Below are 26,163 nucleotides of genomic sequence, written 5' to 3'. Positions count from 1 at the left end.
CCTCAGACCTCGTAGGGCTGGACGACGATGAAGTTTCCGGGCGCTCCCCGGAACTGCAGATTGACGGTCTCTCCGCTGTGGCCCGGGTAGGCGTTGCGGCGCAGCCGCACCTGGCTGGAGAGGATCACCTGGGACGCCGATGACCACGCGATGACGGCGTTGGCGTCGGCGAAGGTGGTCGGCGTGACCGGCAGGACGACCGGGATGCCGTTCGTCTTCACGACGACCGTGCCCGTTCCCTGGAACTGCATGGTGAACAGGGCGCCGCCGGGGATGCCGTGGCCCTCGATACGGCGGACCTCGTACTGCAGCGACTCGTCGAACGCGAGAACGTTCTCCGCGGAGACGCAGATTCCGTCACCCTGGAGCTCGACGGGGTGCAGGTTCGCGCCGTTCTCCGCGAGGAAGACCTGCCCGCGTCCGGAGCAGCGCATCAACTGCATTTCCTGGCCGGTCGCGTTGCCCACGATGCGGCCGGTGAAGCCGGCACCCTTGTGGCTGAAGTCGACTTTGCCCTGGTACATCACCATGCTGCCCTGGCGGGCGAGGATCGGCGTACCGCCCATGCCGAGCTCGACGCGCATGAGCTGCTGGTTCTGCGGGGTCCAGCGCTGCCCGGTGGCGGCCTCGCGGTACGGCTGGAGGGCCGCCTTGAGGCCGCCTCCGGCCTGCGGGGCGCCTTGGGGAACACCTTGGGGCATGCCTTGCGGTACGCCCGGCGGCGTGCCCTGGGGCTGTCCGTACGGAGCGGGCTGACCGTAGGGGGCAGGAGCGCCCGGCGGCTGGGCCTGACCGGGGACCTGACCCGGGACCTGGCCGAACTGCGGCTGCTGGGGCGGCTGTCCGTACGGCGACGGAGGGGCCGGCGGTACGGCGCCACCCTGCATCGGCATCGGCGCTGCGACCGTCGGCGCCGCGTGCATCTGCGGGGCAGGCTGCTGCGGAGGGGCGAAGCCCTGCGCCGGAGCCGGGGCCGGAGCGGGTGCGGGGGCCGGCGGGGCGGTGGGGGCGCCGAAGGACGGCGCGGGCTGTGCCGCCTGGGGCGGCGGGGCGAAGGAAGGTGCCCCTGCCTGCGGCTGTGCGGCCGGTTCCTCCTCGGCCACCTCACCGCCGAAGTTCTTCAGCAGCGCGTCGAGTCCGCCGTCGAAGCCCTGGCCGACGGCGGCGAACCGCCACACGTCCTTGAGGTAGAAGTCGCCCAGCATCACGGCGCGCTCGGTCGTGAACTCCGAGCCCGTGAAGGCATACCTGACGACTTCTTCGCCGCCCGCGACAATCCGGATGTAACCGGGTCCCACCTGCGACATCTGCCCCGCGCCGTCGATCGTCGCGGTGAAGGAGAGCCGGTGGATGTTCGCCGGGATGCGGTCCAGCGTGACGCGGAACGACTCGGTGTCACCCGACTGCGCGCCGAGTTGCTGAATCGACTCCTCGGGCGACTTCGGCTGATTGAAGAAAATGAAATACCGGTCGTCCGAGAGCTGCTCGTTGGCGTCGAGCCCGAAGCAGCTGATGTCGAAGGTCAGTCCGGGCGCCGCGATCTGCACTCCTACGTACAGATCCGTGCCGGCTGTGAGGTCACTGATCTTGGCCTTGTGGCCGCGTTGAAATTCCCTGGCCATGCGTAACGACCGTCCCCCATCCCAAGGTGAATGCGTCGCGTCAGGCTAACCCGCGAATGGGCGCATCCGGTCAGGCCGGTACACACTCGGTACATAATCACCAAGGGTCACTCGGTGCGTGCGCCCGGCAGGTGCGGCAGCCGCTCGGCGGCGACGACTCCTTCGAGGTAACCGCGGGCCCGCTCGGTGCGCGGATACGCCTCCAGGAGTCGCCAGAAGCGCGGACCGTGACCCGGTACGAGCAGGTGGGCGAGCTCGTGGACAAGCACGTAGTCGACGACGTACTCCGGCATGCCCTGCAGGCGGTGCGAGAGACGGATGCTGCCTTCGGCCGGGGTGCACGATCCCCAGCGGGTGTTCTGGTTCGTCACCCAGCGCACGGAGGCGGGGCGCGCCCTGCCGTCGAAGCACTGGGCGGACAGCCGGCGGGCGCGCTCGGCGAGTTCGGCGTCGCCGAAGACGCGCTTGTTCTCCTGGGCGGCGAGCTTGTCGAGCATCACGGTCACCCAGCGCTGCTCCTCGGCCTCCGACATCCGGGCGGGGATGAGAACAATGGTGCGGTCGCCTTCGCGGTACGCCGATACCGTCCTGCTGCGGCGGGCGCTTCTGCGGACCTCGACCGCGCTCGACCGCGAGCCGCGGGGCGGCTGGTTTGTCGCGCTGTGGAGGGGGTCGACGGGCACGCCACGACGTTACCCGCTGTCAGTGGCGGAAGTCCCGCCTCCGGATGGTTCGAACGCGATCCACTCCCTGGTGTGCAGCATTTGAACGACTGGTACGACCGGTACGACTATTCCGTACCGCCTGTGGACAACTTTCAGCCGTCTTCGGCCGTTGCGTGCATTCTGAGATCCGAGAGCGGATCTTGCGACAGACCGACGGGGGACGGCGATATGCATCCGATGGTGAAGCCCGCGCTGCGGCGCGCATGGCGCGACCGGCAGACCGTGCAATTCGGCATGACGTCCGCGCACGCGGTGACGGTGGGCCCGGTGGATACGACGACGGGCACTTTCCTCGGGCTGCTCGACGGGACACGCGGCCTGCCGCTGCTGCGGGAGGAGGCACGGGCCATGGGGCTGCCCGACGGGCGGGTGGACGACCTGGTGGCCCGGCTGACCGCGGCGGGCCTGATCGACGACGCGACGGCGGGCGGCGCGGGGGCGGACGCCCTGCGGGGGCGGGCCGACGTGTTCGACCGGCTCCGCCCTGATCTGGCGTCCCTCTCCGTGGTCCATCCCGAACCGGGCGGCGGGACCCGGCGCCTGGCGGCGCGCCGGGCGATGCGGGTCCAGGTGCGGGGTGCGGGGCGGGTCGGCGCGACGATCGCGTCGGTGCTGGCCGCCGGGGGCGTGGGGCGGGTCGAGGTGCTGGACAGTGGGTGTGCGGAGGTCTGGGACATCGCGCCGGGCGGGCTGAGCGCGGAGTCGGTGGGCGGACGAAGGGACGTGGCGGCACGGCAGTTGGTGCGGGGGGCCGCGCCCGGCCGGCTACCACGTGCGGCGGAGGTCGCGGAAGCCGCGGGGCCGGCGGCCGGGGGTGAGCCGGGGCTTTCGCTGGTGATCGTGGCGCCCCGGGACGGATCCGCGGCGTACGCGCCCGATCCCGTCGCCGCCGAGCCCTGGCTGCGTTCGGGGACTCCCCATCTCTATGCGGGGGTTGCCGAGGCGACGGGCGTGGTGGGGCCGCTGGTGCTGCCGGGCGGCAGTGCGTGTGCGGGCTGTATGGCGCTGCGGCGGGTGGACCGGGACCCGGGGTGGCTGCGGATGCTGGCCCAGTGGCGCTCCGGCCGGGGCGGGCCCGTACCGGCCTGTGACATCGGTCTGGCGACCGCGGTGGCGGGGCTGGCGGCGGCGCACGCCCTGTCCTTCCTGGACGGTGAGCTGCCGGCCACTACGGGGGTCCGGTGGGAGGTCTCGATGCCTCTGCTGGACTGGCGTCAGGAACGGATGCCGCCGCACCCCGACTGTTCGTGCGGCGCCGGTGGGCGGGCTCAGGGGGAGTGCGCCTCGGGTGCCGGGGAGCCACAGGACACAATGGCCGGGTGACCGTCGCAGGCGGCCACAGGTGTCTGGGATTTGGAGGGGCGCATGTCTGATCTTCCCCGGAAGGCGGTCACCCGTACCGCCAAGCTGGCGGCACTGCCACTGGGCTTCGCCGGCCGAGCCACCTGGGGCCTGGGCAAGCGAATCGGCGGCAAGTCGGCCGAGATAGTGGGCCGCGAGCTTCAACAGCGCACGGCCGACCAGCTGTTCAAGGTCCTCGGTGAGCTGAAAGGGGGCGCGATGAAGCTCGGGCAGGCACTGTCCGTCTTCGAGTCCGCGCTTCCCGAAGAGGTCGCCGGGCCGTACCGGGCGGCACTGACGAAGCTCCAGGAAGCCGCGCCGCCGATGCCGACCCGCACGGTGCACTCGGTGCTGGAGGAGCGGCTCGGAGAGGAATGGCGCGATCTTTTCCTGGAGTTCGAGGACAAGCCGTCGGCGGCCGCCTCGATCGGCCAGGTGCACCGGGCGGTGTGGCACGACGGGCGCGAGGTGGCCGTCAAGGTCCAGTACCCGGGGGCCGGCGAGGCGCTGCTCTCCGACCTGAACCAGCTGAGCCGGTTCGCCCGGATGCTCGGCCCGCTGATCCCGGGGATGGACATCAAGCCGCTCATCACCGAACTGCGCGACCGGGTCTCGGAGGAATTGGACTACGAACTGGAGGCACAGGCCCAGCGGGAGCACGCGCGGGAGTTCGCGGACGACCCTGACGTGGTGGTGCCCGATGTGGTGCACCAGAGCGATCAGGTGCTGGTGACCGAGTGGATCGACGGCATACCGATGGCCGATGTGATCGCGGACGGGACGCCGGAGCAGCGGGACAGGGCGGGGCAGCTGCTGGCCCGTTTCCTCTTCTCGGGGCCGGCACGCACCGGCCTGCTGCACGCGGATCCGCACCCGGGCAACTTCCGGCTGATGCCCGTGGAAGCCGCCGGCGCGGTAGGCGCCGAGGGCGGCTCGGTCGGGCAATGGCGGCTCGGGGTCCTGGACTTCGGCACGGTGGACCGGCTGTCCGGCGGGCTGCCTGCGACGATCGGCGCCTCGCTGCGAATGACGATCGAAGGCGAGGCCGACGCGGTGTACGAGCTGCTCCGCGAGGAGGGCTTCGTGAAGGACTCCATCGATCTCGACCCGAATGAGGTGCTGGACTATCTGCTGCCGATCATCGAGCCGGCGCAGGCCGACGAGTTCACGTTCAGCCGGGGCTGGATGCGCCAGCAGGCGGCGCGGATAGCCGATATCCGCTCCCCGGCACACCAGTTGGGCAAGCAGCTCAATCTGCCGCCGTCCTATCTGCTGATACACCGGGTGACTTTGAGCACCATCGGGGTGCTCTGCCAGCTGGGTGCGACCGTACGGCTGCGGCACGAGCTGGAGGAGTGGCTGCCCGGTTTCCTCGCCGACGACGAGGAAACCGAGTCGGCAGCCGGGGCGTAGCCGGTTCGTTCACCACCAGGGTGAATCGAGCCGGCCCTCGATCGCTCTGAGGTTGGCGCGCGCGCAGTCGTCGCAGAAGTAGCGGCGGCTGCCGTTCTCCACGGAGCAGGTCCAGGTCGGTGGAGTGCTCTCGGCGGGCCTGCCGCAACGGAAGCACACGATTTTGTCGCCACCCGGCTCTGGGGGCTCAGGCGCCTGCTCGGGGTTCCGGGGGTCCTCCCCGGGAGAACTCAGCACTCCGTGACGATATCCCCGCGGGGGGCGTGACGGTCGTACAACGCACCGCAGGGGCCGGTCGGTTAGGACCGGCCCCTGCGAAGGGGTTTCATCTGCTACTGCATGACCGCCATGGCCAGGGCACGACGGGCACGCAGCGAGACGCGCTCGGCGCGGCGCTGCATGCGCCGGGCGGCGACCAGGCGCACGGCCTGGTGTTCCGCCTCGGCTTCCCGCCTGCGTTCTTGCATATGGGCACGGGCCAGGGCTTCTGGGATGAGTTGCATCTCGCGGTTCCTGTTCTGACGCGAGTCGTTCGCGCCGGTGATGGTGACGTCATGGGTGGCGGAGCCGAAGGGCTCGCTGGGGGAAGAGGTCATTGGGGCCTGCTTCTTGGGATCGTGCGTATGGGGTCGGTCGATGGTTCCGGTGACGTTCATGCCGCGACCGGGTTCTTGCGCGGGCGGCCACGCGGCCGCTTGCGGGCGACGACGACACCCTGGACGAAGAGCTCGCCGCCCCAGACACCCCAGGGCTCGCGGCGCTCCTGGGCACCGGCGAGACAGGCCTCGACCAGCGGGCAGGTGCGGCAGAGCGACTTGGCGTACTCGACATCGGCCGGGGACTCGGCGAAGAAGACCTCCGGGTCGTACGAACGGCAGGGGACGGGCACGCCGAGGTTCTCGATGGCGTCGTCGAGCGCGGTGAGCGCGGTCAGAGGGGCCAGGGCAGTCTGGGCAGTCAAGGTGGGGTCCTCCGTGAGACCGGGCGGGGTGATCGTTTGGGAAGGCGGTACGGACGGGGCGTGCGTTTCGAGTTGCACGGTGGTTGTTTCCTCGTCGAGTCGTTCCGACCGGTTGGCCGGGTGGCGGTTGCTGTCCCGAGGCCCCTTCGCTCTGTCTCTCCCGTTCGGGAAAAACAGAAGGGCCGCGGATCCCTGGTGGGGTTCCGCGGCCCTGAGGCGCCTGCCTGATCCTGGATCAGGCTGGATCACTCCAGGGTTCGAGCCCACGGAAGGCCCACATCGTGTGGTGCTGCGTCGTCTGCTTCTTGGATCCGGCGCCGGCTGCCGCAAAGGCATAGGCCCTCGCCTGTGCCGCTGCTACTGCTGCTTCCGGTGCCTTGGTCGGTCGCTCATTGCGCGCCAGGACAAGGCCTGCGAGAGACGCCGGACGGACGGCGGAAATGCCGGGCAGACCGGTGCCACGAAGCGAGGAGCCGAGCGGGCAGGGGGCGACGACCGAGCGATCGGTCATTTTGGTGAAGTTCATGAAGCTGGTCACTGGGCTCGCCTCCTCTCGGCGTCTCGGGGACCTGGTGGCACGGGGCCGGTCCCTACGTATTCGGATAAGTACAGCACGGAATCAGGGCTTCAGAGAAGTCGCTGTTCCCGTGGTTAAGAACCTATGGGGATTCCTGGGGCATGCGCAAACTATTTTTTCGACGAGTTTGAATCAGTCCTCCTCGTCGGCCCCTTCAAGCTCCTGACCTGCGCAGAGAGCCAGCACATCGGCTCCGAAGCGCTCCAGCTTGCGGGCGCCGACCCCTGAGATGACGGCCAGTTCTCCCGCCTCGCCCGGCGCCGCCTCGGCGATCGCCATCAGCGTCTTGTCGGTGAAGACGCAGTACGCGGGCTGGCCCAGCTGCTGCGCCTGGCCGGCCCGCCAGTCGCGCAGCCGTTCGTACAGCGCCTCGTCCATGTCGGAGGGGCAGTCCTCACAGCGCATCAGTTTCACCTCGCCGGCGTCGGTGAGGGTCTTGCCGCACACCCGGCACAGGGCCGAGCTGCGACGCCGGTGTTTGACCCGACCACCGGTGACGACGCTGCCGCCACGGCCGCCGCGCTCGACGCTCGCGCCGCCGCCCGCTCCCCGGCCGCCGGAGGCCAAGGAGCCGGGGCGCAGCCCGTTCAGGAAGCGGCTCGGGCGGCGGGAGGCCCGGCCCCCGGGCGAGCGGGACAGCGCCCAGGAAAGGCCGAGATGCAGCCGGGCGCGCGTCACTCCGACGTACAGCAGGCGCCGCTCCTCCTCGACCTGCTCGTCGGTTTTGGCGTAGGTGATCGGCATCATGCCCTCGGTGAGGCCGACCAGGAACACGGCGTCCCACTCCAGGCCCTTCGCCGAGTGCAGCGAGGCGAGGGTGACGCCCTGGACGGTGGGCGCGTGCTGGGAGGCCGCGCGCTCGTCGAGCTCGGTGATGAGGTCGGAGAGTGTCGCGGTGGGCTTGGTCTTCGCGAAGTCCTCGGCGAGCCGGACCAGCGCGGCGAGGGACTCCCACTGGTCGCGTACGGCGCCGGAGCCGGCCGGGGGCTGGGTGGTCCAGCCGTTGCCGCTGAGGACGGCGCGGGTCTGGGAGGGCAGGTCCACGACATCGTCGAGCAGCGAGTCGTTGTTCCCGAAGCGGGCGGCGCCGCGCAGGGCGTTGATGGCCTTGCGCACCTCCTGGCGTTCGAAGAACCGCTCCGCTCCGCGCAGCTGGTAGGGCACACCGGCGTCGGCCAGTGCCTGTTCGTAGACCTCCGACTGGGCGTTGATGCGGTACAGCACGGCGATCTCGCCGGCCGGGACGCCTGCCGCGATGAGGTCGCGGATGCGGCGGGCGGTTCCCTCTGCCTCGGCGGGTTCGTCGGCGTACTCCGTGTAGACGGGCTCCGGGCCCGCCTCGCGCTGGGAGATCAGCTCCAGTCGGTGCTCGGCGGCCCGGCCGCGCGCCTGGCTCAGCAGGCCGTTGGCCAGGTGGACGACCTGCGGCGTGGAGCGGTAGTCGCGGACGAGCTTCACGACGGTGGCGTCCGGGTGCTTGGTACGGAAGTTCAGCAGGTGGTCGGGGGTGGCGCCGGTGAAGGAGTAGATCGTCTGGCTGGCGTCGCCGACGACGCACAGGTTCGGCCGGTCGCCCAGCCACAGTTCGAGCAGCCGCTGCTGGAGCGGGCTGACGTCCTGGTACTCGTCCACCACGAAGTGCTGGTACTGGCTGCGCACGTGGTCGGCGATGTCGTGCCGGTCCTGGAGGATGCCGACGGTGAGAAGCAGCACATCCTCGAAGTCGATCATGGCCCGGTCGCGCTTGAGCTGCTCGTACATCGCGTAGATCTGGGAGATCTCCGCCGCGTCCCTGGGAGCGTCGCGGCTCGACTTGGCGACTGCGGCCGGGTAGTCGCCGGGGACGGTCTGGGTGACCTTCGCCCACTCGATCTCGCCCGTCACGTCCCGCAACTCGTTGCGGTCGAGACGGACGCGGCAGCGTGCGGCCGCCTCGGCCACCAGCTGGATCTTTCGCTCTACGAGCCGGGGCAGATCGCCACCGACTGCTTTCGGCCAGAAGTACTGGAGCTGGCGGAGGGCGGCGGAGTGGAATGTCCGCGCCTGGACCCCGCCCGCGCCGAGCTGGCGCAGCCGCCCGCGCATCTCGCCCGCAGCGCGGTTGGTGAACGTGACAGCCAGCACACTGGCGGGCTGCAGGATCCCGGCGCGCACGCCGTACGCGATGCGGTGCGTGATCGCGCGGGTCTTCCCGGTGCCCGCGCCTGCCAGGACACACACCGGACCGTGCAGGGCCGTCGCGACCTCGCGCTGCTCGGGGTCGAGCCCTTCGAGCACCGCGTCGGCCGAGTCCGGGACCTCGGGGACCTGCGGGAAAGGGGAGAAGTGCGTTGCTGCTGTCACCCCGCCATGCTGCCAGGTCGGGAGAGGTCGATGCGGCCGCTGTCCACAGGGGCCGGGCACTCGTCGTACTAATGCGGGAATGGTGGTCGGGTCGCGGACGTTCGAGACACTGGCATTCCGCCTCGCCGGGGAACGGACCCCGGCGGACCAAGCGAACCAGAGGAGCGCATACGACATGCTGGGAACAGTGACGATGTACAGCACCACGTGGTGCGGCTACTGCCGTCGGCTCAAGAGCCAGATGGACCGTGAGGGCATCGCGTACACCGAGATCAACATCGAGCTGGACCCGGAGTCGGCGGCCTTCGTCGAGAAGGCGAATGGCGGAAACCAGACGGTCCCGACCGTCCTCGTGGTTCCCGCCTCTGGCGAGCAGTCCGTCATGACGAACCCGAGCCTCGCGCAGGTCAAGCAGGCGCTGGCGGCCTGAGGCGCGGCGTACGGCGGCGTACGTACGGAACACATGGCGTACGTACGCAACACATACGGAAGGGCACCACGCTGCGGCGCGGGGCCCTTCCGTATGTGGGCGTTACGGGGTCAGCGGCTTCGGCAGGGGCTTGCCGTACCAGAGCTCGACCAGGCGGGCCGCGATCGAGATGCCCGACGGCGGCAGGATCTCGCCGGTCTCGATGGCGCTGCGCAGGTCGTCCCGGGAGAACCAGCGCGCTTCCTCGATCTCCTCGCCGTCCACGTTGATCTCCGAGGATGTGGCGCGCGCCATGAAGCCCAGCATCAGGCTGGACGGGAACGGCCACGGCTGGCTGGCGATGTACTCGACGCGGCCGACTGTGACGCCCGCCTCCTCGAAGACCTCACGGGCCACCGACTCCTCGATGGTCTCGCCGGGCTCCACGAAGCCCGCGAGCGTCGAGAAGCGGCCTTCCGGCCAGTGCACCTGGCGGCCGAGGAGCGCGCGGTCCTCCTCGTCCGTGACGAGCATGATCACAGCGGGGTCGGTGCGCGGGTAGTGCTCGGCGCCGCAGGCCTGGCAGCGGCGGATGTGCCCGGCGGCCGCGATGACGGTGCGCTCGCCGCAGCGTGAACAGAAACGGTGCAGCCGCTGCCAGTTCTCCAGCGCCACCGCGTGGACCATCAGGCCCGCGTCGCGCGGGTCGAGAAGCAGCCCGGCCTCGCGCAGGCCGGCGGGGCGCGCGGACTGGTCCATGCGCCCCGGCAGGGAGTCCTTCTGGAGAGCGAAGTAGCTGACGCCCTCCTCGTCCGTACCGAGGAAATAGCGGTGCGTCTCGGTGACCGGAGCCTCGAAGGCCGGGGTCATCACGAGTTCGGTGCGCCCGTCAGCGCTGTCTGCGGGCTCGTCGATCAGGGCCTGTCCGCCGGAGACCACGAAGACGCGGGTCGTCGGGTGGCTCCACGCCGCGGCCAGCCAGGCCTCGTCGAGGCGGTGGTGCGCGGCGCGGTCGATGCCGCTCGGGGCGGTGAGCCCGATCGGCAGCTCGGTGGCCGGCGCGTTCAGGCCCGTGTGGTCGGTCGTCGAGGTGCTCACAGGTGCTTCCAACTCCCCCTGGCGGATTTCGGACGATGTTCAGGTTCAGGAGGCGCGCCAGTGCGCCGCGAGATCGCCCCACAGGTACGCGGTCGTTTCGACGCCCTTGAGGAGCAGGTCGATCTCGACCTTCTCGTTGGGTGCGTGCCAGCCGTCGGACGGTACGGAGATACCCAGGAAGAGCACCGGTGCACCGAGTACGTCCTGGAGGTCGGCCGCAGGTCCCGAGCCGCCCTCGCGCGTGAAGCGGATCTTCTGGCCGAAGGCGCGGCCCATCGCCCGTACGACGGACTGGAGGGCGGGGTGGTCGAGCGGCGTCAGGCACGGGCGGGTGGCGGCGCCGAAGGTGATCTCGTGGCGGATGCCGGCCGGGACGCGGGATGCGATCCATTCGCGTACGGACTGCTCGATCTTCTCCGGTTCCTGGCCCGCGACCAGGCGGAACGACAGCTTCAGGTGGGCGGAGGACGGGACGATCGTCTTGCCGCCCGGCCCCTGGTAGCCGCCGCCGATGCCGTTGACCTCGGCGGTCGGGCGGGCCCAGACGCGCTCCAGGGTGGTGTGGCCCGCCTCGCCGAGGGTGGCGCGGGACCTGGCCGTACGGAGCCATTGGGCCTCGTCGAAGGGCAGCTCGGCGAACAGCTCGCGCTCGCGGTCGGTGAGCTCGATGATGCCGTCATAGAAGCCGGGGATCGTGACGTGCTCGTTCTCGTCGTGAAGGGCCGCGACGAGGCGGGCGGCGACGGTGGCCGGGTTGGGGACGGCGCCGCCGAAGGATCCGGAGTGGATGTCCTGGTCGGGCCCGTACAGCTCGATCTCGCAGTCCGCCACGCCGCGCATGCCGGTGCAGACGGTCGGGGTGTCCTCGGACCACATGCCGGTGTCGGAGACGATCACGGCGTCGGCGGCGAGGCGCTGTGCGCGCTCCTCGACCAGGGCTCTGAAGTGCGGGGAGCCCGACTCCTCCTCGCCCTCGATGAGGAGCTTGAGGTTTACGGCGGGGGTGGTGCGGCCGGTGGCGGCGAGGTGGGCGCGTACGCCGAGGGTGTGGAAGAAAACCTGGCCCTTGTCGTCGGCCGCCCCGCGCGCGTAGAGCCTGCCGTCGATGATTTCCGGCTCGAAGGGGGCGGTGTGCCAGCCGTCCTCGCGGGCAGCGGGCTGCACGTCGTGGTGCCCGTAGACGAGCACGGTGGGGGCGGCCGGGTCGCCGCTCGGCCACTCGGCGAAGACGGCCGGGGCGCCGGCGGTGGGCCAGATTTCGGTGACCGGGAAGCCGGTCTCCTTGAGCTTCGCGGACAGCCATTCGGCGCTGCGCCGTACGTCGGCGGCGTGGTCCGGCTGGGCCGACACGGACGGGATGCGCAGCCAGTCGGCGAGGTCGCCGAGGAAGGCCGTGCGGTGCGTGTCGATGTACGTACGGACGACGCTGTCCGGAGTGTCGCTCATGGCCCCGAGCCTATCCGGCCGCCGGACCGGGCTCGTCCAGCAGGATCCGTTCGAGCTCGCCGCGGCCGGGGAGGCGGGCGGGGCGCGCGATTTCGCCGGTGCGGACGTAGAGGAACGCGGCGCCCACGGCGTCCAGGGGGAGGTCGTGCTGCTCGGCCCAGGCGAGGCGGTAGACGGCGAGCTGGAGGGGGTCGGCGGCGTTGGTGCGGCTGGTCTTCCAGTCGACGATCTCGTACGCGCCGGACTCGTCGCGGTACACGGCGTCTATACGGCCCCGGATCACGCGGCCCGCGAGGGTGAGGTGGAAGGGCGCCTCGACGCGGTACGGGGTACGGCGGGCGTACGGGCTGCGCTCGAACGCCTCCTTGAGTGCGGCCAGGTCGCGCTCGTCCGCGATGTCGGCGTCGGTCTCGTCGCCGCCGGGCAGCTCGTCGGGGCCGAGCATGGGCAGCGGCAGCTCCTCGAAGCGCGACTCCACCCAGGCGTGGAAGCGGGTGCCGCGGCGGGCTGCGGGCTGGGGCGGGCGCGGCATGGGGCGGGCGAGTTCGTGAGCGAAGCCGTCGGGGTCCGCGGCGAGGCGCAGGAGCTGGGAGGCGGTGAGGGAGGGCGGTACGGGAACGTCGCGGGTGGTGGCGCGGGCACGGCGGAGCTCGCCGGCGAGCGCGTCGAGATCCCGGTCCCAGGAGGCTACGGAGCGGGCCTCTTCGGGGGTGAGGGAGGTCGTCCCCTGACCCGCCCCTTCCCGGAACCGGGGGGCTGGGTCCCTGGGCCCCGCGGGCTCCGTCGCCGGGTCCGCCGGGTCCTCCCGGTCCGCCGGGTGGCGGCGTGCGGGCACAGTGTCGTGGGCGAACGCGGACATGGACGGGTCATGCTCCCGGGCGCGGGGCAGTTCGGCGTGCGCGTGCGAGTGCGCGTCCAGCTCCGAGTGCGTCCGAGCTGCGGGTACGACGCGGGGGTGCCGGGTGGCGCCATCGGCGTCAGCCTCGGCGCGGGTCGCGGCGCGGGGCTCGGTCTCCGGGCCGACGCCGGTGCCGGTCTCGCCTTCGGCCGAGCCCGGGCCGGGCGTCGCCGCCGGGCGCTCCGTGAGGAGCGTGTCCCAGTCCGCCGCGTCCGAGTCGTCGTCGCGGAACACATCGGCAGAAACGCAGCCCCCGGCGCCGGTCCCGGCGTCCGCCTCCGCGCCGAACTCGACCGCAGCGGCAGCCGCCGTGCCGGGCTCCGCCCCACCTTCCACCGCGGCTCCGCCGGGCGTCGTCACGGGCCGCTCCGTGAGGAGTGTGTTCCAGTGCTCCGCGTCGGGGCCATCGTCATAGAACGCGACGTCGCCCTCGGCGTGGGTCGCGGCGTCCGCTTCGGCGCCCGTCGTGCCTGTCGCGGGGGCTCGGCCGGGTGCTGGCGCAGGGCGCTCCGTAAGGAGTGTGTCCCAGGCCTCCGGGTCGGCGTCGAAGTCCCCTTCAGTGCCGGCGGCAGCCTCGGCCGGGACCGTCGCCAGTGCCTTCAAGTGGGCCATGACCGTCTCCGCTGCCCGGCGGCGGCGGGCCATGGACGTCGGGTCCAGCGGCAGCGGCCAGGCCCGGTCCGTCGCCGACTCGCGCAGAGACGGGTTCTCCTCGCCCTCCGCCGGCTCGTCCGCCCATGCCTCGATCTCGCCGAATCCGGCCGCGCAGTGGTCGTACAGGGCACGCAGGAAGGCGGACGGGCCGCGCGGTTTCTTCTGGGTCGGGCCCCACCAGTGGCCGGAGCCGAGCAGCAGCGAGCGCGGGCGGGTGAACGTGACGTACCCGAGGCGCAGTTCCTCCGTGTGCTGGTGGGCCTTCATCTCGTCCTTGAAGGCCTTGATTCCCTTGGCGTCCCAGTCGGCCACGTCCGGGAGCGTCTTGGCGTCGCCGCGCAGCGCGTGCGGCAGGACCTTGGCCTGGGAGGTCCACGAGTCACGGGACTGCTCGCTCGGGAAGTGACCCGTGACCAGGCCCGGCGCCGCCACGACGTCCCACTCCAGTCCCTTGGACTTGTGGGCGGTGAGGACCTTGACGGTGTTCTCGCCGCCGGGCAGGGCGTTGTCCAGGCCCTTCTCGTACTGGGCGGCCGTGCGCAGGAAGGCGAGGAAAGCGAGCAGGTTCGCCTCGCCGTCGAGCGCCGCGAATCCCGCCGCCGTGTCCAGGAAGTTGCTCAAAGTCTCGCGCCGGCGAGCGGCCAGGGCGTGCGGGGACGCGGACAGTTCCACTTCGAGGCCCGTCGTGGCCAGCACCCTGTGCAGTACGTCCATGAGCGGGTCGGCGAGCGAGCGCCGCAGGTCGCGCAGCTCGGCCGCGAGGCGGGCGAAGCGGACCCGGGCGTCGGCCGAGAAGGGCAGGCCGTCGTCCGTACCGCCGCCGGACTCCAGGAACGTGTCGAGCGCGTCCGCCAGGGAGATGACCTCCGCCGGGTCCACGCCCTCGACGGCCTCGGCCAGCCTGCCGTCGGGGTCGGCGTCCGCGTCGGCTCCCCGCGCGCGGTGGACGAGCAGTCGCGCGCGGCGCCCGAGCAGCGCCAGGTCGCGCGGGCCGATGCGCCAGCGCGGGCCGGTGAGGATGCGTACAAGCGAGGCATTGGCACCGGGGTCCTGGAGGACTTCGCAGACCGCGACGAGGTCCGCGACCTCGGGGAGGTGGAGCAGCCCGGAGAGACCGACCACCTCCACGGGTACGTCGCGGGCCACCAGCGCGCCCTGGATCTCGGCGAAGTCGCCCGCCGTACGGCACAGGACGGCGATCTCGCCGGGTTCCTTTCCCGTACGGACAAGGTGGGCTATCGAGTCGGCCAGCCACGCGATCTCCTCCGCGTGGGTGGGCAGAAGGGCGCACCGGACGATGCCGTCGCGCTCGGCGCCCGGGGCGGGGCGCAGCGCCTCCACGCCCTCGTGCATGGCGCGCAGGGGGACGGCGAGGCCGTTGGCGAGGTCGAGGAGGCGGCCGCCGCTGCGGCGGTTCTCGCTGAGCGAGAAGCGGGCCGCGGGGCTCCCGTCGGCGTACGGGAAGTGGGCCGGGAAGTCGTCGAGGTTGGCGACGGAAGCGCCGCGCCAGCCGTAGATCGCCTGGCAGGGGTCGCCGACCGCCGTCACCGCGTGCCCGGTGCCGCCGCCGAACAGGCCGGAGAGGAGCAGGCGCTGCGCGACCGACGTGTCCTGGTACTCATCGAGCAGGACCACCCGGAATTCGTCGCGCAGGATCCGGCCGGCCTCCTCGCTGGTGAGCGCGAGCTCGGCGGAGAGCGCGATCTGGTCGCCGAAGTCGAGGAGGTCGCGGCTGCGCTTGGCCTCGCGGTAGCGGGTGGTGAGTTCGAGCAGTTCGAGTCGGGCGGCGGCCGCCTCGGGGACCTTGCGCAGGTCGGCGTTGGAGAGCTTGACGGACGCGAGGGTGCTGAGGAGCTCGGTGTCGTACGTCGCGAGGCGGGCCGGCTTGACCAGGTGCTCGGCGAGCTCGCCGTCCAGCGCCAGCAGGTCGCTCACCAGGGACGGGAAGGATTTGGTGAGCGCCGGATACGGGCCGGGCGCCTCCCGCAGCACGCGCGCGGCGAGCTGGTAGCGGGTGGCGTCGGCGAGCAGGCGGGCGGTCGGTTCGAGGCCGATGCGCAGGCCGTGCTCGGCAAGGAGCTGCCCGGCGAAGGCGTGGTACGTCGAGATCCTGGGCTCGCCGGGAGGGTTGTCCGGGTCGATGACGTCGGGGTCGGTCACCCCGGCGCGGATCAATGCCTTGCGGACGCGCTCGGCGAGCTCGCCGGCCGCCTTGTTGGTGAAGGTCAGACCCAGCACCTGCTCGGGGGCGACCTGCCCCGTGCCGGCCAGCCACACCACGCGCGCGGCCATGACCGTCGTCTTGCCCGAACCGGCTCCGGCCACGATGACCTGCGGGGCAGGCGGTGCGGTGATGCACGCCATCTGCTCCGGGGTGAACGGGATGCCGAGGAGCTCTTTGAGCTGCTCGGGGTCGGTGATTCGAGCTGACACCCCAGAGAGGCTATCCGGCCCCACTGACAGCGACTCTCCGTGGAGCTTCCGCTACTCGACGATGTGGCGGCCCTCCGGCTGCGCGCTGCACGCGGCGCGGAACGCGCAGTGCGTGCAGTGCTGGCCGGTCGCCGGGCTGAAGCGTTCGTCGAGTACGCGGCCCGCGGCGGTGGCGAGCAGGTCGCCGACCCACTCCCCGGCGAGCGGCTCCTGCGCCTGGATCTTGGGGAGTGCTTCCCGGCCGTCCTTCTTGGCGGCCGCCTGGCGCAGCTGTACGAGTTCGGCGCCGCCGGGCTCGGGGCGCGTTCCGCCGAACGCCTCGTCCACCGCGCCTTCCCGTACGGCGAGCTGGTAGACGGCGAGCTGCGGGTGGTGGGCGACCTCATCGCGCGTGGGGGTCGCTTTTCCGGTCTTGAAATCGACGACGTACGCCCGTCCCTCGGCGTCCTTTTCGACGCGGTCCATGGAACCGCGGATGCGCACCTCGTACTCTCCGCCCGCCTCCAGGGTCACGTCGAAGTCGTGCTCGGTCGCGACCGGGGTGCGGCCGCCGCGGTCCATGACGTGCCACTGGAGGAAGCGTTCCAGCGCCACGCGAGCGTGCTCTTTCTCCTGCGTGGACTTCCAGGGGGCGTCGAACGCGAGGGCGTTCCAGACGGAGTCGAGGCGTTCCATGAGTACGGCGAGGTCAGCGGGCGTACGGCCGGACGCGACCTCGTCGGCCAGGACGTGCACGACGTTCCCGAAGCCCTGGGCTGCGGTCGCGGGTGCGTCCGCCTTTACCTCGCGTCCCAGGAACCACTGGAGGGAGCACGTGTTCGCGACCTGGTCCAGTGCGCTTCCCGAGAGCGCCACGGGCTCGTTGCGGTCGCGCAGAGGGATGCTGCTGTGCGTCGGGTCGTACAGGCCCCACCAGCGGTACGGGTGCGCCGAAGGGACCAGCGGCTGCCCGTCCTCGTCCGCGAGGGCGGCGAGGCGGGCCAGCCTGCGGGCGGCCGCGTCGCGCAGGGCGGGGGTGGCCGCCGGGTCGACGGTGGTGGCGCGCAGTTCGGCGACGAGCGCGGCTACGGCGAGGGGGCGGCGGGGGCGGCCTGTGACGTCCTTGGGTTCGACGCCGAGTTCGGTGAGGAAGCGGGAGGGCTGGTCGCCGTCGTCGGCCGGGGCCTTGACGGCGGTGACGACGAGGCGCTCGCGGGCGCGGGTGGCGGCGACGTAGAAGAGCCGTCGTTCCTCGGCGAGGAGGGCGCCTGGGGTGAGGGGTTCGGCGAGGCCGTCGCGGCCGATCCTGTCGGCTTCGAGGAGCGAACCTCGGCGGCGCAGGTCCGGCCACAGGCCCTCCTGTACGCCCGCCACGACGACCAGGCGCCACTCCAGCCCCTTTGACCGGTGCGCGGTCATCAGGCGTACGGCGTCGGGGCGTACGGCGCGCTTGCTGAGGGTGTCGGCGGCGATGTCCTGGGCGTCGAGCTCTTCGAGGAAGTTCAGGGCGCCGCGGCCGCCGGAGCGCTCCTCGGCGCGGGCGGCGGTGTCGAACAGTGCGCAGACCGCGTCGAGGTCGCGGTCGGCGTTGCGGCCGGCCGCGCCGCCGCGCAGGGCGGCGCGTTCGAGGCGCCCCGGCCAGGGCGTACCGTTCCACAGCTCCCAGAGGGCCTCCTCGGCGGTGCCGCCGGCTTCGAGGAGGGTGCGGGCCCCCCGCAGGAGCGCGCCGAGGCGCTGGGCGCCGCGGGCGTACGCCGGGTCGTGCGCGGCCAGCCGCTCCGGTTCGGCGAGGGCGCGGGCGAGCAGCTCGTCGGAGGGCGGCGGGAGGCGGTTCCCGGCAGCACGCTCCTCGTCGCGCAAAGCGCGGCCGAGGCGGCGGAGGTCGGCGGTGTCCATGCCGGCGAGCGGCGAGGCGAGCAGTTCGGCGGCGACGTCTGTGCCGAGCCAGCCGGCCGTGGTGGCGGGCGGGCCGGCGTGCTCGTCCTCCTCGGCGTCGTCTTCGCCGCGAGCGGCCGGGTCGGCCGGTTTGGTAAGCGCTGCATCGGCCACTGCTCGTAGCGCCGTCAGCAGGGGGGTTACGGCCGGCTCGTGGCGCAGGGCGAGGTCGTCGCCGTCGATCTCCAGGGGGACGCCGGCGGAGGTCAGCGCGCGGCGTACGACGGGGATCGTGCGGCCGCCGGCGCGTACCAGTACCGCCATCTCGTTCCACGCCACGCCCTCCTCCAGGTGGGCGCGGCGCAGGATGTCCGCGATGTTGTCGAGCTCCGTGCCGGCCGTCGGGTACGTGAAGACCTCCGCGCGCCCCCCTTCCCGTACCGCAGCCAGATCGCGGTGCGCCCGTACCTTTTCGGCCGGCAGGCGCGTCAGCGGCATCCGACGGGTGAGCAGACGGGTGGCCTCCAGGAGGGTGGCTCCCGAGCGGCGGGAGGTCGTCAGCACCTCCACCGGGGAAGGACTGCCGTCCGTTCCCCGGAACGTGTCCGGGAAGTCGAGGATCCCGCCGACGTCCGCACCGCGGAACGCGTAGATCGACTGGTCCGGGTCGCCGAACGCCACCAGGGTGCGCCCCGAACCGGCCAGCGCCTTCAGGAGGCGGACCTGCGCCGGGTCGGTGTCCTGGTACTCGTCCACGAAGACCGCGTCGTACTGGGCGCTGAGCCGGCCCGTGAGCTCCGCTTCCTCGGCGAGCAGCACCGCGCGGTGGACCAGTTCGGCGTAGTCCAGGACGCCCTGCATGTCGAGTACGTCGAGATATTCGGCCAGGAACGCTGCCGCGGCCTTCCAGTCGGGCCGCCCGGTACGCGCCGCGAAGGCCCCCAGAGCGTCGGGGCCGAGCCCCAGTTCCCGGCTGCGCGCGAGCACCGCCCGTACCTCGTCGGCGAAGCCGCGCGTCGTGAGGCAGGCGCGCAGTTCGTCCGGCCAGTGGACGGGAGCCGGATGGCCGTCCCGCTCCAGGTCCACGTGGCCCGCCAGCAGGTCACGTACCGCCACGTCCTGTTCGGGGCCGGACAGCAGCCTCAGCGGTTCGCTGAAGAGGTCGCTGTCCTGGTGGGCTCGGACCAGGGCGTAGCAGAAGGAGTGAAAGGTGGTGGCTTGTGGCCCGTACGCGCCGCCGAGCCGCAGTGCCATCCGGTCGCGCAGTTCCACCGCCGCCTTGCGGCTGAAGGTGAGCACCAGGATGCGCTGAGGGTCGGCTCCCTTGGCGACACGCGCGGCGACCGCCTCCACGAGGGTCGTCGTCTTGCCGGTGCCCGGGCCCGCGAGGACCAGCAGCGGACCGCCCACATGGTCAACCACCGCGCGCTGTCGCGCGTCCAGAAGAGGGGGATCCACAGGGCCCGGCGGGGTACGCACCAGTCGGTACGCGCCCGGGGTCCGCTGCCGCGCCTTACGGTGCGGCGGATTCCAGGCGGAACCTGGGGCACCTGGGGGATCTGCGGAAGGGGATGAGCTCACGTGGATCGCCGGTCCTGGAGGGTGTACGGGTTGACTTGCCGCCCCGCGCGGGGCGCGGGGGAAGCGGGATGAGCGGTACGCGCGTGCCGCGTGCGGAGGACGACGCTACGCCAGTGGGCGACCGGGGCGCAGCGAGTCCGCTTCCTGTCCCGCCCGGTACCTCGCCCGGCGCCCCGTACGGTCCGGCCATTCCCCACCGCGACCGCGCATGCAGGAAGCTGTCAGGTGTGAGTCGTGTGAGCTTGTGCACTTCCGCCGGAACCGGCCGTGCCGCCGTCCCACCTCGCCTGCTTCATGTCCAGGCGCGGCAGGTGGGTCCCGGACTGCCGGGAGGCCGTCCGCAGAGGGGTGCCCTCCGCGCGGTAGTGGTCCAGCGCCCGCAGTTCGTGGCCCGGCAGCAGTACGCCGTCGGAACGCACCACGCGCCACCAGGGCGCGCCGCCGCCGTAGAGCGCCATGACCCGCCCAACCTGGCGGGGGCCGCCCTCCTCGAGCCACTCGGCGACATCCCCGTACGTCATCACACGGCCGGGTGGAATCATCTCGGCCACCTCCAGCACGCGCTCGGCGTACTCGGGCACTGCGGAGACATCCGGCTCGGGGCTCATCCGGTCCATCCTGCACCACGCCGCCGACAGCGCGCGCTGCTCCATGGGGCGTATCCAAAACAGCCAAAACACTTCACGCCCCCGCAATGCACCCTGATGCCCCCCTCTGTCATGCGGTCATGCCACCATCATCCGGGCGGTGACAGGTGATACGAGATCAAGAGGAAACAACGAACGAGCAGGGCGTGCAGCCTCCGCCGGCGGCGAGCACCCCTGGCGCCGAGTCGCGCCCTGACGCACCCGAGAGGCCCACGAAGAACATGAACTGCGGGCCCGAAGGAAGCAGCATCGACCGCGTCTCCGGCGACGAACCACTGCTCTCCGCGCGCGTACACCGCCCGTCCGACCTGGTACGGCTGCTCGTCGGCGTGCTGAGCATCGTCTGCGTACTGGGCATCGCGGCCTTCGCGCACGGCACCGCGTCGGGGCTCGAACAGGACATCAGCAAGGGCACCGGCCAGACGCCCGACGTCTTCATCAAACTGGCCGGCCTGATCTCCAGCATCGCCGTACTGATCCTCCCGGTCGCCTTCGCCATCGAGCGGCTGATCAAGCGCGACGGACTGCGGATCGCGGACGGCGTACTCGCGGCCGTGCTCGCGCACGGTGTCGCGCTCGCCACCGACCTGTGGGTCTCCGAGGCCGCCCCGGACACGATCAGGGAAGCGCTCACACAGGCGACGGCGAGCGGCGAACTGACCGATCCCGTGCACGGTTACCTGGCGCCCGTCATCGCTTACATGACGGCGGTCGGCATGGCCCGCAGACCGCGCTGGCGCGTGGCGCTGTGGGCGGTGCTGCTGCTCAACTCGTTCGCCGTACTGGTCGGCCGCCAGACCACACCGTTCTCGATCATCGTGACCGTGCTGATCGGCTGGACGGTCGCGTACGGGACGCTCTACGCCGTCGGTTCCCCGAACGTACGGCCCACCGGCCAGACCCTCCTCGCGGGGCTGCGGCACGTCGGGTTCCATCCGGTGACGGCGATGCGCGCCGAGGACGTACCCGACTCCGCCGAGCAGGGGGACCGCGGCCGCCGCTACCTCGTCACCCTGGAGGACGGGCCGCCCCTCGACGTCACCGTCGTCGACCGCGAACAGCAGGCGCAGGGGTTCTTCTACCGCGTGTGGCGTCAGGTGACCCTGCGCGGCATCACCCAGCGCCGCTCGATCCAGTCCCTGCGCCAGGCCCTGGAGCAGGAGGCGCTTCTCGCGTACGCCGCCATCGCCGCCGGGGCCAACGCGCCCAAGCTGATCGCCACGTCCGAGCTCGGCCCCGACGCCGTGATGCTCGTGTACCAGCACCTGGGCGGCCGCTCGCTGGACTCGCTGCCCGACGAGGAGATCACCGACGAGCTGCTGCGCGGTGCCTGGCGCCAGGTGAAGGCCCTCCAGTCGCGCCGTATCGCGCACCGAAGGCTGGTCGGCGACGCGATTCTGGTGGATCGTTCCGGCAGGGTGATCCTTACCGATCTGCGCGGCGGCGAGATCGCGGCCGGCGACGTCGTCCTGCGCATGGACGTCGCGCAGCTCCTGACGACGCTCGCGCTGCGCGCCGGCGCCGAGCGGGCCGTGGCCGCCGCCGTGGAGGTACTGGGCCCCGACGCGGTCGCCGACAGCCTGCCGCTGCTCCAGCCGATCGCGCTCAGCCGCTCCACCCGCTCCACCCTGCGCAAGCTGGCGCGCGAACGCTCGCAGCGCGAGCGCGAGGCGGTGCTCGACGCGTCACACGCCGCCAAACCGGCCGGGGCGGCCGAGCCGGGCGCCGACGAGGCCACCGCGGCCAATGGCCGCAAGGACGCACGGGCGGAGAAGAAGGCCGAGAAGGGGGCCATAGAGGAGGCCCTGGAGAAGGCACGCGAAGAGGACCTGCTGACGCAGATCCGCCACCAGGTGCTGCTGATCCGTCCGCAGGCGCTGGTCGAGCCGGCCCGCCTCGAACGCATCAGGCCCCGCACACTCGTCAGCGTCATCGCCGGTGCGTTCGCCGCCTACTTCCTCATCTCGTCGCTGATGGCCAACGACATGAGCGACGCGATCGCGAAGGCGGACTGGCGCTGGGCGGCGGTGGCCGTGCTGTTCTCCGCGCTGAGCTATCCGGCCGCGGCGATGAGTCTGCTGGGGTTCGTACCCGAGAAGGTGTCGTTCTGGCGCACCGTCAAGGCGCAGGTGGCCGGTTCCTTCGTGAAGCTCGTCGCGCCGGCGGCGATCGGCGGCGTGGCGCTCAACACCCGCTTCCTCCAGCGCGCCGGGGTACGCCCCGGGCTGGCGGTAGCGAGTGTCGGCGCCTCGCAGCTCTTCGGCCTCGCGGCCCACATCACGCTGCTGATGATTTTCGGTTACGTGACGGGCACCGAACGGACCCCCACGCTCTCCCCGTCCCGGACGGTCATCGCCGGACTGCTGACGGCGGCGGTGCTGGCGCTGGTGGTGACGGCCGTGCCGATCCTGCGCAGGTTCGTGGTGACGCGGGTGCGGTCGTTGTTCGCCGGTGTAGTGCCCCGCATGCTCGACGTACTGCAGCGGCCGCAGAAGCTGATCACCGGTATCGGCGGCATGCTGTTGCTGACCGCTACGTTCGTGATGTGCCTGGACGCGTCGATCCGCGCCTTCGACAGCGACGCCCGCCTGAGCTACGCCACCATCGCGGTGGTCTTCCTGACCGCCAACGCACTGGGTTCCGCGGTACCGACGCCCGGCGGTGTCGGCGCGGTCGAGGGCGCGCTCATCGCGGCGCTGTCGGTCGCGGGCCTGCCCGCGGGGATCGCGGCCCCGGCGGTGCTGCTGTACCGGCTGCTGACCTTCTGGCTGCCGGTGCTGCCGGGCTGGCTGTCCTTCAACCAGCTGACACGCAAGGAACAGCTCTAGGGGCGCAGCTCCAGAGGCTCCCGATACCTCTGGTCTCTTCGTACGAGCCACACCGCACCTGCCAGGAGCATCGACCGATCTTCCTTGCAGGTGCGGATGAAACGGTCGTACATTGCCGCACATGCGGTCCTACACCACTCAGCAGGCGGCGCGGCTTCTCGGCGTCAGCCCCGACACCGTCCGCCGCTGGGCAGACGCCGAGCGGATCACCACGCGCAGGGACGAGACCGGCCGGCGGCTGATCGACGGCCCCGTTCTCGCGGCGTACGCGGTCGAGCTCGCCCAGCAGGCCAATGAGCAGGGCGACATCCCGTACACGACAGCGCGCAACGCCTTCGCCGGGATCATCACCGCGGTGAAGCTCGGCGATGTCGCCGCCCAGGTCGAGGTACAGGCGGGCCCGCACCGGCTGGTCTCCCTGCTGACCCGGGAGGCCGTCGAGGAGCTCGGCCTGGAGGTCGGGATGGAGGCGGTGGCCCGCGTGAAGTCGACCAATGTCCATATCGACCGTGTGTGAACCGGCTGTGTCCCAGCCGATCGTTACCGACACCCCGGGGGTCTCCGTGCGACGCCGTACCGTCCTTACCGCCATCACCGCCTCGCTGCTGCTCGTCCCGCTCCTTGCCGCGTGCGGCGGTGAGGGAGGCGAGAAGGCGGGCTCCAAGGCGGGCTCAACCGAGATCACCGTCCTCGCCGCGGCCTCACTCACCGATGTGTTCACGGCGGCCGGAGCGGCGTACGAGAAGGAGCACGCCGGCACGAAGGTCACCTTTTCCTTCAACGGCTCTCAGGAACTCGTCTCGCAGGTACGTCAGGGCGTGCCCGCCGACGCTCTCGTCACCGCCGACACGAAGACCATGGACGGGCTGAAGGAGAACACCGGCGAACCGGTCGTCATCGCGAAGAACCGCCTCACCATCGCCACCGCCCAGGGCAACCCGGAGAAGATCGGCGGCCTGAAGGACCTCTCCAGGAGCGGCCTGAAGGTGGTTCTCGCGGCGCCCGAGGTGCCGGTCGGCCGCTACAGCCAGAAGATTCTGGACGGGGCGGGTGTGAAGGTGAAGCCCGTCTCCCAGGAGCCGAATGTGCGCGCGGTACTGAGCAAGGTGGAGCTGGGCGAGGCCGATGCCGGTCTGGTGTACGTGACCGACGCCGCCGCGGCCAGGGGCAAGGTCACCACGGTCGCCGTACCCGACGCGCAGAACGCCGTCGCGTCCTATCCGGCCGCCGTGCTCGACGACTCCAAGCACAGCGAGGAGGCCTCGGACTTCGTGAAGTGGCTCGCCTCCCCGGAGGCCCAGAAGCTGCTGCGTGACGCGGGGTTCCAGGCGCCGTGAGCACGGTGAAGGGGCGCACGCCGCTCGCCCTCACATTGCCGGCCGGGCTAGCCGTCGCCTTCCTGCTGCTCCCGCTGGCGGGCGTGCTCGCCGGTGCGCCGTGGTCGGCGCTCCCCCGCCGGCTGACCGCTCCCGCGGTGACCGAGGCGCTCGGTCTGTCCTTGGTCGTCTCGGGGTGGGCGCTGCTGCTGTCGCTCGTCCTGGGCGTACCGCTGGCGTGGCTGCTCGCACGCGTGTCGTTCCGGGGCAAGGCGCTGGTGCGCGTCCTGGTGATGCTGCCGATGGTGCTGCCGCCGACGGTCGCCGGTGTGGCGCTCCTTCAGGGGTACGGGCGGCGCGGGCTGATCGGCGAGCAGCTGTCGCACTGGTTCGGGGTGACCTTGCCGTTCTCGACGGCGGGGGCGGTCGTCGCGTCCGCGTTCGTCGCGATGCCGTTCCTGGTGATCAGCTTGGAGGGGGCGCTGGCCGGACTGCATCCCCGGTACGAGGAGACGGCCGTTTCGCTGGGCGCGTCACCGCTGCGGACGTTCTTCACTGTGACCGTTCCGATGGTCGCGCCGGGGCTGCTCGCGGGTGCGGCGCTGTGCTGGGCGAGGGCGCTGGGCGAGTTCGGGGCGACGATCACTTTCGCCGGCAATCTGCCGGGTACCACGCAGACCCTGCCGCTCCAGGTCTATCTGCTGCTCCAGAACGACCCGGACGGCGCGGTGGCGGTGTCGCTGCTGCTGCTGGCGGTGGCGACCGCCGTACTGATCGCGCTGCGGGGCCACTGGCTCGCCCCGCAGCGTGGATCCCGTGACGCACGGACACCGCCCCCTGAGGAGCCCCTGGACGCCGCTCCGGCCCCCGGCTCACTGTCGTCCGGCTCGCAGGCCGTGACCGACGGTGGAGAGGCGCCCCGGTGGCCGCTCGTCGCAGAAATCGACGGGCACGCGCGCGTGGGGCTCGACGTGGAGGGCGGTAGTACGGTCGCCGTCGTAGGACCCAACGGTGCGGGCAAGACCACCCTCCTGCGCGCGCTCCTGGGACTCACCGACCGGGCAACCGCGCGCTCCCTTCGGCTCGGCGAAAGGGACGTGTCATCTCTGCCGCCGCACCGGCGCGGCATCGCCTGGGTGCCGCAGGACGGCGCGCTGTTCCCGCACATGACCGCGCTCGCCAACACGGCGTACGGGAGAACGTCCCAGGGCGCTTCCAAGGCGGCCGCCCGCGCGGAGGCGCAGGAGTGGCTCGACCGCCTCGGTGTCGGGCACCTCGCGCACCGCAGGCCCAGCCAGCTCTCCGGGGGCCAGGCACAGCGCGTCGCTCTCGCCCGCGCCCTCGCAGCACGCCCCCGGCTGCTCCTGCTCGACGAACCGCTCGCCGCACTCGACCAGACGACCAGGGCCCGTGTCCGGCACACCCTGCGCGACCACCTGGCGGGCTTCCCGGGCGTCTGCCTGATCGTCACGCACGACCCGGTCGAGGCCGTTTCGCTGGCGGACCACGTGCTCGTACTGGAAGAGGGCGAGTCGGTGCAGTACGCGCCTCCGGCGGAGGTCGCCCGGCACCCGCGTTCGCCCTGGGTGGCCCGGATGCTCGGCCGCAACGCCTGGCCCGGCACCGCCACGGCGGACGGCCTGGAACTGCTCGACGGCGCACACCTGGTCGCCGCCGAACCGCTCCCGGGCGGCGCCCCGGGCCTCGCCGTCGTGGGCCCTGAAGCGGTCTCCGTACACCGGAACCGGCCCTCAGGAAGCCCGCGCAACAACTGGCCGGGAACGGTCGGCGAGCTGACCGCGCACGGGAGCCGCCTGCGCGTCCTGATCGACGCCGCCCCCGAAGTCGTCGCGGAGGTCACTCCGGCGGCGGCCGCGGAGCTGGGGCTCGCGGAGGGCGTGCGGGTATGGGTGAGCGTGAAGGCGACCGAGGTCACTCTGGTGGCGCTTTGAGACGTTCCCCGGAACGCCCGTAAGACGTACCCGGGTGCGCCCTGGAGGCATACCCCGGTGCGCCC

Annotated in this window: 18 protein-coding genes; 7 read left to right on the top strand and 11 right to left on the bottom strand. The window is 71.7% G+C overall.

Features of this window, described 5'->3' with window-relative positions; genetic code table 11:
• Window positions 1-2: 2 nt before the first annotated feature.
• Window positions 3-1,622 carry a TerD family protein gene (locus tag J7E89_RS31285; protein ID WP_214978130.1) on the bottom strand — a complete coding sequence of 540 codons (1,620 nt, stop codon included), beginning with the start codon at window positions 1,620-1,622 and terminating at the stop codon, window positions 3-5.
• A gap of 107 nt (window positions 1,623-1,729) precedes the next feature.
• A complete protein-coding gene (locus J7E89_RS31280; protein ID WP_214978128.1) occupies window positions 1,730-2,305 on the bottom strand; it encodes a M48 family metallopeptidase in 576 nt (191 codons plus the stop codon).
• Between the two features lie 210 nt (window positions 2,306-2,515).
• Between J7E89_RS31280 and J7E89_RS31275 the strand changes: the two genes are divergently transcribed.
• Both J7E89_RS31275 and J7E89_RS31270 read left to right on the top strand, forming a co-directional pair.
• Complete coding sequence (locus J7E89_RS31275; RefSeq protein WP_214978126.1) at window positions 2,516-3,670, top strand: TOMM precursor leader peptide-binding protein; 1,155 nt, start codon at window positions 2,516-2,518, stop codon at window positions 3,668-3,670.
• A gap of 42 nt (window positions 3,671-3,712) precedes the next feature.
• A complete protein-coding gene (locus J7E89_RS31270) occupies window positions 3,713-5,101 on the top strand; it encodes an AarF/ABC1/UbiB kinase family protein (protein WP_214978117.1) in 1,389 nt (462 codons plus the stop codon).
• Window positions 5,102-5,433: 332 nt separating this feature from the next.
• Here J7E89_RS31270 and J7E89_RS31265 read toward each other — a convergent pair whose 3' ends face one another.
• The 4 genes from J7E89_RS31265 to J7E89_RS31250 all read right to left on the bottom strand — a co-directional run bounded on the left by J7E89_RS31265 (window position 5,434) and on the right by J7E89_RS31250 (window position 8,982).
• The gene (locus tag J7E89_RS31265) at window positions 5,434-5,757 is read right to left on the bottom strand and encodes a hypothetical protein (RefSeq protein ID WP_028811771.1); all 324 of its coding nucleotides are present in this window, start codon (window positions 5,755-5,757) and stop codon (window positions 5,434-5,436) included.
• Window positions 5,754-6,140, bottom strand: coding sequence for a WhiB family transcriptional regulator (locus J7E89_RS31260; RefSeq protein WP_214978115.1), 387 nt, complete (start codon window positions 6,138-6,140; stop codon window positions 5,754-5,756). The genes J7E89_RS31265 and J7E89_RS31260 overlap by 4 nt, the downstream gene beginning before the upstream one ends.
• Before the next feature lie 157 nt (window positions 6,141-6,297).
• Window positions 6,298-6,588, bottom strand: a complete 291-nt coding sequence (locus tag J7E89_RS31255) for a hypothetical protein (RefSeq protein WP_214978204.1) — start codon at window positions 6,586-6,588, stop codon at window positions 6,298-6,300.
• A gap of 183 nt (window positions 6,589-6,771) precedes the next feature.
• A complete protein-coding gene (locus J7E89_RS31250) occupies window positions 6,772-8,982 on the bottom strand; it encodes an ATP-dependent DNA helicase UvrD2 (protein WP_214978112.1) in 2,211 nt (736 codons plus the stop codon).
• A gap of 175 nt (window positions 8,983-9,157) precedes the next feature.
• Between J7E89_RS31250 and J7E89_RS31245 the strand changes: the two genes are divergently transcribed.
• Window positions 9,158-9,412, top strand: a complete 255-nt coding sequence (locus tag J7E89_RS31245; RefSeq protein ID WP_214978110.1) for a mycoredoxin — start codon at window positions 9,158-9,160, stop codon at window positions 9,410-9,412.
• A 102-nt stretch (window positions 9,413-9,514) separates the two neighbouring features.
• Here the strand turns inward: J7E89_RS31245 and nudC are convergent, their stop codons facing one another.
• The 5 genes from nudC to J7E89_RS31220 form a co-directional block, all read right to left on the bottom strand.
• Entirely contained in the window at window positions 9,515-10,489 is a 975-nt protein-coding gene (gene nudC / locus J7E89_RS31240) for an NAD(+) diphosphatase (protein WP_374196926.1), read from the bottom strand.
• Between the two features lie 45 nt (window positions 10,490-10,534).
• On the bottom strand, window positions 10,535-11,935 hold the full coding sequence (locus J7E89_RS31235) for a dipeptidase (RefSeq protein WP_214978104.1): 1,401 nt from the start codon (window positions 11,933-11,935) through the stop codon (window positions 10,535-10,537).
• 10 nt (window positions 11,936-11,945) lie between these two features.
• Window positions 11,946-15,920 (bottom strand): UvrD-helicase domain-containing protein, encoded by a 3,975-nt coding sequence (locus J7E89_RS31230; protein WP_214978102.1) that lies wholly within the window; start codon window positions 15,918-15,920, stop codon window positions 11,946-11,948.
• Window positions 15,921-15,971: 51 nt separating this feature from the next.
• Window positions 15,972-19,361 (bottom strand): ATP-dependent helicase, encoded by a 3,390-nt coding sequence (locus J7E89_RS31225; protein WP_374196930.1) that lies wholly within the window; start codon window positions 19,359-19,361, stop codon window positions 15,972-15,974.
• A gap of 215 nt (window positions 19,362-19,576) precedes the next feature.
• Window positions 19,577-19,963, bottom strand: coding sequence for an MGMT family protein (locus J7E89_RS31220; RefSeq protein ID WP_374196929.1), 387 nt, complete (start codon window positions 19,961-19,963; stop codon window positions 19,577-19,579).
• Between the two features lie 185 nt (window positions 19,964-20,148).
• Here J7E89_RS31220 and J7E89_RS31215 point away from each other — a divergent pair, with 185 nt between their 5' ends.
• From J7E89_RS31215 to J7E89_RS31200, 4 genes are all read left to right on the top strand, one after another.
• Complete coding sequence (locus J7E89_RS31215) at window positions 20,149-22,830, top strand: lysylphosphatidylglycerol synthase domain-containing protein (RefSeq protein ID WP_308315666.1); 2,682 nt, start codon at window positions 20,149-20,151, stop codon at window positions 22,828-22,830.
• 121 nt (window positions 22,831-22,951) lie between these two features.
• Window positions 22,952-23,347 carry a molybdopterin-binding protein gene (locus J7E89_RS31210; protein ID WP_214978096.1) on the top strand — a complete coding sequence of 132 codons (396 nt, stop codon included), beginning with the start codon at window positions 22,952-22,954 and terminating at the stop codon, window positions 23,345-23,347.
• Between the two features lie 46 nt (window positions 23,348-23,393).
• Window positions 23,394-24,167: a molybdate ABC transporter substrate-binding protein gene (modA, locus tag J7E89_RS31205; protein WP_308315665.1), complete on the top strand. Its 774-nt coding sequence runs from the start codon at window positions 23,394-23,396 to the stop codon at window positions 24,165-24,167.
• Window positions 24,164-26,098 (top strand): ABC transporter permease, encoded by a 1,935-nt coding sequence (locus tag J7E89_RS31200; RefSeq protein ID WP_214978092.1) that lies wholly within the window; start codon window positions 24,164-24,166, stop codon window positions 26,096-26,098. The genes modA and J7E89_RS31200 overlap by 4 nt, the downstream gene beginning before the upstream one ends.
• The last annotated feature ends 65 nt before the right edge of the window (window positions 26,099-26,163 follow it).

The organism is Streptomyces sp. ISL-100 (assembly GCF_018614615.1).
In the GTDB taxonomy this organism is placed as follows: Bacteria; Actinomycetota; Actinomycetes; order Streptomycetales; family Streptomycetaceae; genus Streptomyces.
This window is presented reverse-complemented; position numbering and strand designations above follow the sequence as displayed.

Excerpts from the sequence above, each read along its gene's own strand:
- J7E89_RS31285 (WP_214978130.1), bottom strand. The coding sequence starts at position 1,622 with ATGGCCAGGGAATTTCAACGCGGCCACAAGGCCAAGATCAGTGACCTC.
- J7E89_RS31275 (WP_214978126.1), top strand. The coding sequence starts at position 2,516 with ATGCATCCGATGGTGAAGCCCGCGCTGCGGCGCGCATGGCGCGACCGG.
- J7E89_RS31270 (WP_214978117.1), top strand. The coding sequence starts at position 3,713 with ATGTCTGATCTTCCCCGGAAGGCGGTCACCCGTACCGCCAAGCTGGCG.
- J7E89_RS31265 (WP_028811771.1), bottom strand. The coding sequence starts at position 5,757 with ATGAACGTCACCGGAACCATCGACCGACCCCATACGCACGATCCCAAG.
- J7E89_RS31255 (WP_214978204.1), bottom strand. The coding sequence starts at position 6,588 with ATGAACTTCACCAAAATGACCGATCGCTCGGTCGTCGCCCCCTGCCCG.
- J7E89_RS31245 (WP_214978110.1), top strand. The coding sequence starts at position 9,158 with ATGCTGGGAACAGTGACGATGTACAGCACCACGTGGTGCGGCTACTGC.
- J7E89_RS31235 (WP_214978104.1), bottom strand. The coding sequence starts at position 11,935 with ATGAGCGACACTCCGGACAGCGTCGTCCGTACGTACATCGACACGCAC.
- J7E89_RS31220 (WP_374196929.1), bottom strand. The coding sequence starts at position 19,963 with ATGAGCCCCGAGCCGGATGTCTCCGCAGTGCCCGAGTACGCCGAGCGC.
- J7E89_RS31210 (WP_214978096.1), top strand. The coding sequence starts at position 22,952 with ATGCGGTCCTACACCACTCAGCAGGCGGCGCGGCTTCTCGGCGTCAGC.